The 12,400-nt window shown below is 59.4% G+C and carries 8 protein-coding genes; 6 read left to right on the top strand and 2 right to left on the bottom strand.

What is annotated here, in order from left to right:
- The first annotated feature begins 7 nt into the window (after positions 1-7).
- A complete protein-coding gene (gatB, locus tag DDIC_RS06810; RefSeq protein WP_136399746.1) occupies positions 8-1,441 on the top strand; it encodes an Asp-tRNA(Asn)/Glu-tRNA(Gln) amidotransferase subunit GatB in 1,434 nt (477 codons plus the stop codon).
- Between the two features lie 96 nt (positions 1,442-1,537).
- Here the strand turns inward: gatB and DDIC_RS06805 are convergent, their stop codons facing one another.
- A complete protein-coding gene (locus tag DDIC_RS06805) occupies positions 1,538-2,491 on the bottom strand; it encodes a hypothetical protein (protein WP_136399745.1) in 954 nt (317 codons plus the stop codon).
- A gap of 196 nt (positions 2,492-2,687) precedes the next feature.
- On the opposite strand from DDIC_RS06805, the gene DDIC_RS06800 reads away from it, so the two are divergent.
- Genes DDIC_RS06800 through ybeY form a run of 3 tightly spaced genes read left to right on the top strand, consistent with a single transcriptional unit; the run spans position 2,688 to position 6,548 of the window.
- Positions 2,688-3,686: a PhoH family protein gene (locus tag DDIC_RS06800; RefSeq protein ID WP_136399744.1), complete on the top strand. Its 999-nt coding sequence runs from the start codon at positions 2,688-2,690 to the stop codon at positions 3,684-3,686.
- Between the two features lie 19 nt (positions 3,687-3,705).
- Positions 3,706-6,084 carry an HD family phosphohydrolase gene (locus DDIC_RS06795; protein WP_247647584.1) on the top strand — a complete coding sequence of 793 codons (2,379 nt, stop codon included), beginning with the start codon at positions 3,706-3,708 and terminating at the stop codon, positions 6,082-6,084.
- Positions 6,085-6,089: 5 nt separating this feature from the next.
- Complete coding sequence (gene ybeY / locus DDIC_RS06790; protein WP_136399742.1) at positions 6,090-6,548, top strand: rRNA maturation RNase YbeY; 459 nt, start codon at positions 6,090-6,092, stop codon at positions 6,546-6,548.
- Between the two features lie 39 nt (positions 6,549-6,587).
- Here ybeY and DDIC_RS06785 read toward each other — a convergent pair whose 3' ends face one another.
- Positions 6,588-7,709 carry a polynucleotide adenylyltransferase gene (locus DDIC_RS06785; protein WP_247647583.1) on the bottom strand — a complete coding sequence of 374 codons (1,122 nt, stop codon included), beginning with the start codon at positions 7,707-7,709 and terminating at the stop codon, positions 6,588-6,590.
- Here DDIC_RS06785 and DDIC_RS06780 point away from each other — a divergent pair.
- Both DDIC_RS06780 and DDIC_RS06775 read left to right on the top strand, forming a co-directional pair.
- On the top strand, positions 7,702-8,520 hold the full coding sequence (locus tag DDIC_RS06780; protein WP_136399741.1) for a biotin--[acetyl-CoA-carboxylase] ligase: 819 nt from the start codon (positions 7,702-7,704) through the stop codon (positions 8,518-8,520). The two genes, DDIC_RS06785 and DDIC_RS06780, sit on opposite strands and share 8 nt — an antisense overlap.
- Before the next feature lie 132 nt (positions 8,521-8,652).
- Complete coding sequence (locus DDIC_RS06775; RefSeq protein WP_136399740.1) at positions 8,653-12,354, top strand: pyruvate carboxylase; 3,702 nt, start codon at positions 8,653-8,655, stop codon at positions 12,352-12,354.
- Positions 12,355-12,400: the final 46 nt, after the last annotated feature.

Below are 12,400 nucleotides of genomic sequence, written 5' to 3'. Positions count from 1 at the left end.
TTGACCTATGGCCGCCTATGAAGCCGTGATTGGCCTTGAAGTGCATGTGCAACTGGCCACGGCCTCCAAACTGTTCTGTTCCTGCCCCACCACATTCGGGCAACCCGCCAACGCCAATGTCTGCGAAGTGTGCTCAGGCATGCCCGGCGCCTTGCCCGTGCCCAACAGGCAGGCTGTGCATTATGCGGCCATGGTCGGTCTGGCCACCAACTGCGCCATCAATACCCGCTCCATCTTTGCCCGCAAAAACTATTTTTACCCCGACCTGCCCGCAGGCTACCAGATATCGCAGTTCGAGCTGCCCATCTGCGAGCACGGGCACCTTGAAATAAGCGTGGACGGTCGCACCCGGCGCGTGGGCATTACCCGCATCCATATGGAAAACGACGCGGGCAAAAATATTCACGTCCAGGGCGAAAACCTGAGCTACGTCGACCTCAACCGCGCGGGTACGCCGCTGGTGGAAATTGTTTCCGAGCCGGACATGCGCTCCGCAGCCGAGGCAGTGGCCTACCTCAAGGCCCTGTACAGCATTGTGACCTACCTTGGCGTGTGCGACGGCAATATGGAAGAGGGCAGCTTCAGGTGCGACGCCAACGTTTCACTGCGCCTTGCGGGCACAGAACCCTTTGGCACCCGTACCGAGCTGAAAAACCTCAACTCCTTCCGCAATGTGCAGCGCGCCATTGAATATGAAATTTCACGCCAGCAGGACGTGCTCGACGACGGCGACAAGGTTGTGCAGGAAACACGCCTGTACGACGCCGTTAAAAACGCCACGGCCTCCATGCGCAGCAAGGAAGAAGCTCACGACTACCGTTATTTTCCCGACCCGGACATCCTGCCCGTAGACATCACGCAGGAAGAACTGGACCGCTGGCGGGCAGAACTGCCCGAGCTGCCCCATCTCCGGGTTGCCCGCTTTGTGGCCATGGCCGGTCTGCCCGAGGCAGAGGCTGAGGTACTGGTGCAGAGCAGGGGGCTGGCAGACTTTTTTGAAGCCGCCGCCGCTAAAGCCGATCCCAAAAAGGTGGCCAATTTTGTCCTTGGCCCGCTGCTGCGCGAGTGCAATGCCCGGGGGCTGAACGCGGCCGACCCCTCCGCCTGGGCCATGAAGCCCGAAGCCCTGGCCGAACTGGTGCGCCTGGTTGACGGCGGCGCCATCAGCGCAAAGATCGCCAACGATATCTTTGGCGATCTTTTTGAACAGGGCGCCATGCCCGAAGCTTATGTTAAAGAAAAAGGCCTTGCGCAGATTTCCGACTCATCGGCGCTCGAGGCTGCAGTGGACGAGGTTATTGCCGCCAACCCCGCCGAGGTTGAGGCCTACCGGGGCGGCAAGACCAAGCTCATCAGCTTTTTTGTGGGCCAGATCATGCGCGCCACCAAGGGCAAGGCCAATCCTGCCCTGGTCAACGAGCTGCTGGCCAAAAAGCTGTAACTGTCCATAATTTGCAGACTGCAAGAACAGCGGAGTTTCCGGTAGTGCCGAAAGCTCCGCTGTTCTTTTGCCTTGCGGCCAAATTTTCCGGGGTTCTCAAACGTTGAGGTTGAGCCCCGAGAGCATGGAAAGGCTGCCGTCAGCATATGTGCCAAAAGAGCTGGACGAGTTGCCGGAGCCAGACCACCATGCGGCCATGGATTCCACCTCAATGCGCTTGCGCAGGTCGGACGGCGAGACCTGCATGGCCTTGCGGGCGTCATCCAGTCCCGAAAGCGCCTGAATCTGATTGAATTTTTTGACCAGAGCGGAGTTGTTGTCAAAAAAACTCTGCACTGCGGCCTTGGTGGCGGCATCGCTGCTCTGCACGGTTACGCTGCCGTCCTCATTGCTTTGCAGGGTAAACTTGGCGTCGCTGCTCACAGCGAGGCTTTGCATGCCCGTGCTCAGTGTTTTGCCAAGAGTGGATTTGTCCAGTACGGCCTGGATGGCGGCTTTGGTCGAGCTGTCGGTGCTGCTGGCTGCCGTCAGCTTGCCGGTGCTGTCCACAGTCATGGAGACCGCAGTGCTCGAGCTTATGCCCGCTGTGGTCAGGGCCGTGCGCAAATCCTTGGCGATGGTCGTATTTTTTTTCAGCCAGGCCTGCACGTTGGCCTGATCGTTGGCATTGGCGCTGGCGGCGGTAAGTGAACCGTCAGCTGCCAGAGTGAAAGTAACGCCTGAAGGATCGCTGACGCCCAGTTTGGCCAACCCCTCCGAAACGGCGGTGTTGAATTCCGTATTCAACTGCTCGCGATACTTGGTAATCTGGCTGAAGGTAACGCGGCTGTCGCTCTTGAGCCCCATGGCGTTCATGGCGTATTTGGTCAGCTCAACCATGCTGGAAAGCTGGTTGGACATCGTGTTGCCGCTGAGCAGCTGGCTCAGGGAGCTTGAAGAACTGCTGGAACCCGAAGACGATGAGCTGTCAGAGGTAGAGGTGCCCAGCTTCTGGTTTTGCCACTGGTACAGTGCGCTTGTATAGCTGCTGACGCCCGATACGCTGCTCATGGTGACTCCTCGGCATTTTTTGCCCTAAATCGTGTGGAATTGGGGCTGTTCTGCATGTTTTTACATGAATATGCATATTTCAGGCCACAATGATATGCCATGTCAGCCGCGCACCTGTTACCCCGTCATGTTGAAAAACATCCGGCAGTCGAAGCCTGCAATAGACAGGCAAACTGAAATAGGCTAGAGAGCGGCTATGGCAGTACATTCCTCCATGCTTGAGACCGTCGAATTCGACGATCCTGCGTTGGCCAACCAGCTGTTTGGTCCGCACAATGCGCACCTTGAGCTGCTGGCTGCGGCCAGCGGGGCCTCTATAGGCAGCCGCGGCGCCAGCATTCTTATCGAAAGCCCCGACATGGACGTGCGTCAGCTGCTGTGCAACGTGTTTGTGCAGCTGTACGAACTTTTGCGCGGCGGCCTGAGCCTGAGCCAGCAGGACATTGCCCGGAGCTATGAAATGCTGCGGGCCGATCCCGGCCTGAACCTTGAACAAATTTTCAAGGATGCCGTATTCGTCAACACCCCGCGCAAAACCGTTAGCGCCCGCAATGTCGCCCAGCGCACCTATCTTGACCTGCTGCGGCGCAACGAGCTTGTTTTTGCCGTGGGCCCTGCGGGCACTGGCAAAACATACCTTGCCGTCGCCATGGCGCTTTCCATGTTTCAGCAGCACAGGGTCAAGCGCATCGTGCTGACCCGCCCGGCTGTGGAGGCTGGCGAGCGGCTGGGCTTTTTGCCCGGCGACCTGGCCGACAAGGTCAACCCCTATCTTCGCCCTCTGTACGACGCCCTGCATGACATGATGCCCCAGCCCAAGGTGGCCTCCATGCTTGAGGTGGGTTCCATTGAGGTTGCGCCGCTGGCCTTTATGCGCGGCCGCACGCTCAACGATGCCTTTATCATCCTCGACGAAGCGCAGAACACCACGCAGGAACAGATGAAGATGTTTCTTACCCGCATGGGGTTTGGTTCGCGCATGGTCGTGACGGGCGACACCACCCAGATCGATCTGCCCATGCAGCCCGGGGGGCAGCGCCCGCGTTCCGGCCTGATCCATGCGCTGCAGATTCTTGCCAAAGTCCCAACCATCGCCGTGCACCACTTCACCAAGGCCGACGTTGTGCGTCATCCATTGGTGGGAGCCATTGTAAACGCCTATGATAATGCAGAAAAAAACGGCTCGTCCAGCTAGCATCTTCGCACTCATCCAAATGCTGCGCGCCCGACACCATTGCGGTCTGGGTCTTACTGTACTGGTGGTTACCCTGCTGTTTATCGGTTTGCTGGCAGGGGCCAACTTTGAGGCCGTGCCACGTGTTTATGTGGCGGGACAGGTTGCGGAGTCGGACGTTATTGCCGACCGCGACATTCTGGTGGAAGACGTGCAGGCCACCAAGGCCAGGCGCAAACAGGTGCAGCTGCTGCAGCCGCCTGTCTACGATCTGAGCCTTGAACCCTTTGCGGCGTTTCAGAACCGTATTGTGGAGATAATGCGCAGCCTCAACAACGGCATTGATTATCATGCCGGGCACGAGGGGCCGCTGCACCGACTGGTGGAAGAACTGACGCCCACCGTTGCCGATGAAATTTTGCCCGAACTGGCGCAGCCCGAGGCCCAGACCTATCTGCTCAAGGTGCTGCTGCCCCAGATACGCGACCACATGGCCGAGGGTCTGGTGGGCGACATACGCTCTGCCCGTGTAGAGCGTTCAGGCGTGATCGTGCGCAACCTGGATACCAGCACGGAAATGCTGCGCCCGGATGTGACCAACCTGCCCGACGTGCAGTCGTACCTGGCAGAAATTTCTGCCCAGATCCGGCAGGTATCCACTCTCAACCCGCAATCGCGGCGGGCCATCAATATTCTGCTTTCCGCCACCATGCCTTCGTCGCTGACGCTGAACAGGGAATCGACCCAAAAACGCAGCAGTGCCGTCATGTCCATGGTTGAGCCTGTGTACTACCAGATACAGAAGGGCGAGATTGTCCTGCGCAAGGGCGAACGCGTCAGCCGCGAACAGCAGATCAAACTGCAGACCCTGTACAAATCTGCCTCTGACCCCATGCGCTGGGACATCGCCGCAGGCGCGTTCTTGTGCTCGCTTGTGTTTTCCATCGGTTTTTTTGTCGCGCCCAGCGGCAAGCCCGGCACTCCCCTGCGCTGCAAGGACATGCTGCTTATCTCGCTGCTGTTGCTGCTTTTCAGCGTTGGGGCAAAGGCCGTATACGTACTGGGGATGCGCAACGACAGCCTTACGTTTCTTAATACGCTGGCGGTGGGCTACCCGGTAGCCGGTGCGGTAGGTCTGGTGGCCATGGTTTTTGCGGCCCGGCGCTACTGCACCATGGCGCTATTGCTGTCGTTCTTTACCATGCTCATGTTTCAGGCGCAGTTTTCACTGTTTTTGCTGCATTTTCTCGGCGGCATGCTGGCCACGTGGCTTGTGACCAATGCGCAGAGCCGACAGGATGTGGTCTGGAGCATTGTGCCGCTTACCATCGGCCAGTCCATCATCTGGTTTGGCGCAACTTTGCTGGCCCACAGCGCTCCCGGCGTCATGCCCATGCAGCTGCTGGCCGTGTTTATCAACAGCGTGCTTTCGCTCATACTGCTGTTTGCCGTCAGCCCGGTGCTTGAAATTTCTTTCGGCTACAGCACGCGCTTCCGCCTTATGGAGCTCATGAGTCTCGAGCAGCCCCTCATGCAGGAGCTGATGGTCACAGTGCCCGGCACCTATCATCACTCGCTTGTGGTGGCCAACATGGTGGAGGCCGGGGCCAAGGCCATAGGGGCCAATAGCCTGCTGTGCAAGGTGGCGGCCCTGTATCACGACGTGGGCAAGCTATCGTACCCCGAATACTTTATTGAAAACCAGTTTGGCGGCCCCAACAAGCACGACAAGCTTGCCCCCTCCATGAGCGCGCTCATTCTGCTTTCGCACGTCAAAAAAGGTACGGAACTGGCCGAGCGCTACAAGCTGGGACAGGATATTGCCGACATCATCAGCCAGCACCATGGCACGCGGCTCATACGCTTTTTTTACCAGAAGGCTATCAACCTGGGCGAAAAGCCGCGCGAATCCGATTTCAGCTATGTGGGGCCGCGCCCGCAAACCAAGGAGGCCGCCATTCTCATGCTGGCCGACTCGGTGGAGGCTTCAAGCCGCACCCTTAATGATCCTACCCCCGCGCGCATCAAGACGCACATCGACACCATTATCAAGGGCATATTCTCTGAGGGCCAGCTGGACGAGTCCGAGCTGACATTCAAGGATCTGCACTTCCTGAGCGAAAACTTCCAGCGCATTCTCACGGGTATTTTCCATCAGCGTATTGCCTACCCCGATGCCCGCATCGACGCCGCCAAGGCCAACGGCAAAAACGGCACTACAGCCGCGTCTGCCGCAGGCACGCAGGGCGCAACCGTACTGACCCCCGCAGGGCATAACAAGGCCTGCGGCGACAAACCGTGCGGTGATAAAACCCCGCACGCGCAAGATCTTAAAGCTTTGCCTGAAACCAAGGCCAACGGCAAAACAGACGCCCCTGTACATCCTGCTGCAAGTAATGAAGATAAGGGGCAGGCATAGAGGCCATGCACGCTGGCGAACCGGTTAACTTGCAGGCAAGGGTCTGTATTTTCAGACGTTATGCAGCAGCGTGGCTTTTGCCCCTGGACAAAAGGCAGCTTGCGGCGGCCCTTGCAGCCATGCTGGCGGCATGCGGCAAGGCCAGCGTGCCCAGCACGCCGTCGGCCGTTGAACTGCACCTGCTGGATGACGCCGCCATCAGCGCGGCAAACAGGCGTTGCCTGGGCTGCTCTGGCCCGACCAATGTGCTTTCTTTTCCGGGTGGCTGCGACGCCCCTGGTTCACTTTTGTTTTCACTGGACACGCTGCGCAGGGAATGCCTGCTGTACGGACAGGAGCCCGCAGAGCATGCCCTGCGTTTGCTGGCGCACGGCATGGCCCATTTGTGCGGGCTTGATCACGGCGAACGGATGGATGCGGCAAGCGCCGTATTTATGCAGGCTGCGGCGGCAGCATTGGCGTGACGCCGCAAAAATGCCGGCAGATTGCGGAGGGCATTGGGGTCAGACGGCCTGTTTTTTGCGTAGCGTTGCCAGAGCCGCGCACTGCAGCTCACGCAGCTTGCGGGCCGAATCTTCGCCCCGGTTGCGCCATTCTTCCGGAAGGCGTATGTTTGTAATGGCCTCAAGGCTGGGATAGGCTAGGGCGCTGACGGCGGAACTGCTGTCAGCATCCGCAAGCTTCCAAAAGGGCTGCGTAAGCCCCAGCTGATTTACCCGCCAGAGCAGATCGCGACGTGTGCCCGCCCGCAACGCGCTGAACATGCCCGCCTTCATGTGTTCTTCCGCAGCCAGGGTTCCGGCTTTGGCGTAGACAGCGGGCAAACGCAGACGTTTTGCCAGCGCCTGCACAAAGGGCACACCCCGTGCCTCATGCCCGTAGTGGTGCGGCAGCAGGGCCGGGTCTGTGCCGATTTTTCCAAGGTCATGACACAGGGCCATCCACACCGCCAGGACATCGCCTGCAAGCTCGTCCATCAACCTCAGGCTGTGCCCAAGCACGCTGTTGGCATGCCACTGCGGGGGCCCGGCGGGAATGTGCCGGGCGCGCTCGTGCTCTTCAAACCAGGGCTCAAGACAGCCCCCCTGCGCCAGCACGCGAAAAAAACGCGCCGGACGGGGAGCGGCCAGGGCTTTGAGCATTTCTCGCGCGACTCTCTCGGGCGGTATGGACGCAAGCTGCTGTCTGCTGACGGCACGCATCTGGGTAAAAGCCTCGCGGGCTATGCGCCAGTCGGGCCAGCGCGCGGCAAACCGCGCCAGCCTGAAAATACGGGTAGGGTCGTCGGCAAAGGCGCTGGGTGATGCCGGGCGCAGCATGCTGTTGCGCAGGTCTTCCACCGCGGCGGGATGCATGTGCAGCCGCCCTGAGCTGTCGAGGGCCACGGCATTTATGGTGAGATCTCTGGCCGCAAGGTCTGATGCAAGGGTTCCGCCGCGCAGGGGCATGCATTCGCGCCCGTGCCACAGGCAGACATTGACGCTTTTTCCCACGCACATGGCGTCTGCATGCGCGGCCATAAAAGCATCCATGCTCCCGGCAAAGGCATAGTCCAGTTCCGTGGGCCCGCGCCCAAGCAAGAGGTCGCGGACTGCGCCGCCGACGAGGTAAAGTTCCATGTCCATAGTATACCATAGCCACCGGCATGAGGGAAGCGCCGCCGAGGATGCGGACAAAAATTTTACACCGCGCATCTGGCGCTTCGGTCAGGTTGGCTCGTGTCTTGACACTGCAGTCAACCTTGCGGCTCGCGGCTGGCTTGAACCCTGGGACAGCGTGCAGGTCTGCAGCCAGACAGCAGGGCGCGGGCAGCTCAGACGGCAGTGGCATTCGCCTGCGGGCAACCTGTACGCGGCCTTGCGGCTGCCCCTGACCGCCCCCTTTGACGGCTCGGCGGCGGCTCCTGCTGTGGGCGCGCTGCTGGCCGAGGCACTGGCCGTGGACGGCTGGCGCATCAAGCTCAAATGGCCCAACGACCTTGTTGTGTGCGGCAACGACAACAAACCCCGAAAAGTGGCAGGCATTTTGCTCGAAGAGCGGGGCGGCGTGCTGCTGGCGGGCATAGGCATCAATGTTTGCTGGGCTCCGCCAGCAGAGCAGATGCGCGCGGACGCGGCCCTCGAAGCAACATGCCTCAAAAATCTGCACGAATCGACCAATTTTGGCCATTCTACGGCGGAAGAGCTATGGCAAACCCTTGTAAAACGCATATTTTCGGCATATATTGGTTGCCACTCTTTTCCTGAGGGGTGGAGATCACGCGCGGAGTCTCTCTTGCTCTGGCGCGGCGAGAACGTGGAGCTGCGTGACGATGAACGCATCGTGCGCGGCTGGCTGGCGGGTTTAGGAACGTCAGGCGGCCTGTGTCTTAACATCAACGGACGGCTTGAGGAATTCTTTTGCGGTAGTCTCCGGCTAAACCCTGCGCGGAAATGATGTGCGATTGCGGTCAGTTCTGCAGGTCAGGCATGGGGGCATCGCCGCCCAATGCGAAGCACGTCAGCGTGTTTTCGCCGTCTAACGCCGGTGCATGGGCAGAAATACACCGGTAGAAAAGGGCTGAAAGGCATGGCCAACAAGACATTCTCGGAAGTACAGGATTTTTTGAAGGGCAAGGTTATACTGGTTGCAAACCGCGGTATACCGGCCCGTCGTATTTGTCGCTCTATCCGCGAACGTTTTGACGCGGTAGCGGCAATGACTGCGACTGATGTGGACAAAACGGCCCCTGCGGCCTCAACGGCGCAGGAACTGATGCTGCTCGGGACAGACCCCCGCGCGTATCTGGATCTTGACCGCATTATTGACAAGGCCAAACAACGTGGCGTTGTCGGCATTCACCCTGGCTGGGGTTTTGCTTCCGAGGACACGCGCTTTCCGCAACGCTGCAAAGAGGCGGGTATTACCTTTATCGGCGCGACCGCCGAGGCCATGAACCTGTTGGGCAACAAGGTTCAGGCTCGCGAAGTGGCCCGCAAATTGGGCATCCCTGTTGTGCCCGGCTCTGAAGGAGCCGTGGATATTCCTACCGCCCGCAAGCTTATCAACGAAATCGGGCTGCCTATCATGCTCAAGGCTGAGGGCGGCGGGGGCGGACGCGGTATTTTTGCCATCCATAACGAGGCCGACCTCGAAGACGCCTTTTTCAAGGCTTCTACCATGGCCCAGGCATCGTTTGGCAACCCGCGCCTGTTTGTTGAAAAGTTTCTTGCCGATGTGCGCCACATCGAGATTCAGGTTATTGCCGACATGTACGGCAACGTGTTTGCCTTTGACGAACGCGATTGCACCGTGCAGCGCAATCACCAGAAGCTCATCGAAGTCACGCCTTCGCCCTGGCAGGGCATGACCAAAAACCTGCGCGAGCGGCTCAAGGATTATTCCCGCCGCCTGGTGCGCGCCGTGGGCTACCATTCGCTCGCCACGGTAGAATTTTTGGTTACGCCTGACGGCACGCCTTATCTTATTGAAGTAAACACCCGTCTGCAGGTCGAGCACGGCATTACCGAATGTCGTTACGGCATTGACCTTGTGGAAGAGCAGATTGCCGTGGCCTTTGGCGCTGAGCTGCGCTACCGCGAAGAAAGCCAGCGTCCCTCGTACTGGGCCATGCAGGTGCGCATCAACTGCGAAAATCCGCAGGACAACTTTGCTCCCAATTCCGGTCTTATCTCGCGCTACGTGTCGCCTGGCGGCCCCGGCGTGCGTCTCGACTCAAACATCAGCGCAGGGTACGAATTCCCCGCCAACTACGACTCGGCGGGCGCGCTGCTCATATCGTACGCAACCGACTGGGAAAAAGTGCTTGGCATCACGGACCGCGCCCTGAGCGAATATGTGATCGGCGGCATCAAGACCACCATTCCTTTCTTCCGTCAGGTGATCAAGCACCCCCTGTTCAGGCAGGGCAACATCAACACCAACTTTATCGCCGCGCATCCCGAGCTCATGGTCTATACCGATCTTGCGCCCGAGGGCGAGCGCCTTGCCAAGCTGGTGGCCGAGATTTCGGCCAAGGGCTTCAACCCCTATGTGCAGCTGGGTGAATACCGCTCAAGCAGCACCCCCTGTCTTGGCCCCTTTGAGCCGGTACTGCCGGCCATAACCACGGCTGTGCGCCGTCAGCCCTCGCCGTATCCGCAGGGCGACCGCAAGGCCACGCTCGACTATATTCGCGATTCTGGTTTTGTGCACTTTACCGACACAACCACCCGCGACTTCACGCAGTCAAACTCCGGCAACAGGCTGCGCCTGGCCGAAGACAGGCTCATTGGCCCCTACCTTGACAATGCGGGCTTTTTCTCGCTTGAAAACGGCGGCGGGGCGCACTTTCACGTGGCCATGCTGGCCAATATGACCTACCCCTTTACCGAAGCCAAGGAATGGAACCGCTTTGCGCCCAAAACCCTCAAGCAGCTGCTGGTGCGCTCCACCAACGTGCTCGGGTACACGCCGCAGCCGCGCAACCTTATGCTCAAGACTGGCGAGATGATCTGCGACCACTATCAGGTCGTGCGTTGTTTCGACTTTTTGAACCATGTGGAAAACATGCGCCCCATTGCCGAAGTGGTCATGAACCGCAAGGATGTACTCTTTGAGCCCGCCATCTCCATGTCGTGGGCCAAGGGCTTCGACGTAAAGCACTACCTTGGCGTTACCGAGGCCATGCTGCACATGGTGGCCGACATCATGGGCACCAACAACAAGGAAGCCTCGCGCAACATCATCCTCGGCCTCAAGGACATGGCCGGCGTTTGCCCGCCGCGCTTCATGAACGAGCTGGTCACGGCCCTGCGCAAAGCCTGGCCCGAACTGGTGCTGCACTACCACAGGCATTATACCGACGGTCTGTTTGTGCCCTCATGCGGCGCTGCGGCCAAGGCCGGAGCGCACATCATCGACGTGGGTCTGGGTTCTGCCGTGCGTTCGTACGGGCAGGGCGACGTGCTTGCCACCATGGCCTATATCGAAGACGAGCTGGGCCTCAAGTGCAACCTCGACAAAAACGCCATCCGCGACGCCAACTTTGTCTGCAAGCAGATCATGCCCTATTACGACCGCTACTGCGCGCCGTACTTCCAGGGCATAGACTACGACGTGACGCGTCACGGCATGCCCGGCGGGGCCACTTCATCCTCACAGGAAGGAGCGATGAAGCAGGGCTACATCCACCTGCTGCCCTACATGCTCAAGTTCCTTGAAGGAACGCGCCAGATCGTGCGCTATCACGACGTTACCCCCGGCTCGCAGATCACCTGGAACACGGCATTTCTGGCGGTTACCGGCGCGTGGAAGCGGGGTGGCGAAGACGAAGTGCGCTACCTGCTTGAGGTGCTGGGACAGGTTACCCGTACCCCCGAAAAAGACCTTACGGACGAGATGCGCCGCGCACGCCTGAACATCTATCAGGACTGCAACGACGCCTTCCGCAACCTGCTGCAGGGCAAGTTTGGCAGACTGCCGCTCGGTTTCCCGGCCGACTGGGTCTATCAGAGCGCCTTTGGCTCCGACTGGAAAAGCGCCATGGCCGCCCGCACCGAGGCCTCACCTCTCGAATCGCTGGCAGAGGTCAACCTGGCCGCCGAGGAAAAGGCCTGCACCGACATACTCAAGCGCAAGCCCAACGACGAAGAGTTCGTGCTTTACCTCAACCATCCGGCCGACGCGCTCAAGACCATCCAGTTCAAGGCCAGGTTTGGCGATCCCAACAACCTGCCCCTGCATGTGTGGTTTGAGGGGTTGAAAGTAGGGCAGGATCTGTACTTTAACGACAGCAGCGGCAAGCCCCACCACCTGCTGCTGCTCAGCATTTCCACTCCCAACGATGCGGGAATTTCCATATGCCGCTACGTGCTCGACTCTGAATTCATGAGCTGCGAGGTTCAGGTTCGGCAGCCTTCGGGCAATGGCGCCAAAAGCACGCTCATGGCCGACCCGGCCAACAAGTTCCATGTGGCCGCGCCGAGCAACGGCGACCTTTGGGTCATGTATGTACACCCTGGTGATGTGGTCAAGGCTGGCGAGGAGCTCTTCAACGTGTCGATCATGAAGCAGGAAAAGGCCGTGCTGGCCCCTGTGGACGGCATGGTGAAGCGTGTGCTCAAGACCGCCGATTTTAAGGAAAACAAGCAAATGGTTTCGGTCAGAGAAGGTGAGCTTATTGTGGAGCTTGGGCCTGTGCCGCGCGTGTGCGGCAACGAGGCCTGCGGTCAGCCCATTCCTATGGATAACATCGCCTTTTGTCCTTACTGCGGAGCACGGGTAAGCTAATTAGCTCCCACTGTGCTGGAATTTGTGGACAGTTCCTTCATGGCGA

The organism is Desulfovibrio desulfuricans (genome assembly GCF_004801255.1).
Taxonomy (GTDB): domain Bacteria; phylum Desulfobacterota; class Desulfovibrionia; order Desulfovibrionales; family Desulfovibrionaceae; genus Desulfovibrio; species Desulfovibrio desulfuricans_C.
The sequence above is the reverse complement of the archived record's forward strand: the minus strand, read 5'-3'. Positions and strand labels throughout refer to the sequence as shown.

Coding starts and splice junctions, on each gene's coding strand:
- gatB (WP_136399746.1), top strand. CDS start 8: ATGGCCGCCTATGAAGCCGTGATTGGCCTTGAAGTGCATGTGCAACTG.
- DDIC_RS06805 (WP_136399745.1), bottom strand. CDS start 2,491: ATGAGCAGCGTATCGGGCGTCAGCAGCTATACAAGCGCACTGTACCAG.
- DDIC_RS06800 (WP_136399744.1), top strand. CDS start 2,688: ATGGCAGTACATTCCTCCATGCTTGAGACCGTCGAATTCGACGATCCT.
- DDIC_RS06795 (WP_247647584.1), top strand. CDS start 3,706: ATGCTGCGCGCCCGACACCATTGCGGTCTGGGTCTTACTGTACTGGTG.
- ybeY (WP_136399742.1), top strand. CDS start 6,090: ATGCACGCTGGCGAACCGGTTAACTTGCAGGCAAGGGTCTGTATTTTC.
- DDIC_RS06780 (WP_136399741.1), top strand. CDS start 7,702: ATGTCCATAGTATACCATAGCCACCGGCATGAGGGAAGCGCCGCCGAG.
- DDIC_RS06785 (WP_247647583.1), bottom strand. CDS start 7,709: ATGGACATGGAACTTTACCTCGTCGGCGGCGCAGTCCGCGACCTCTTG.
- DDIC_RS06775 (WP_136399740.1), top strand. CDS start 8,653: ATGGCCAACAAGACATTCTCGGAAGTACAGGATTTTTTGAAGGGCAAG.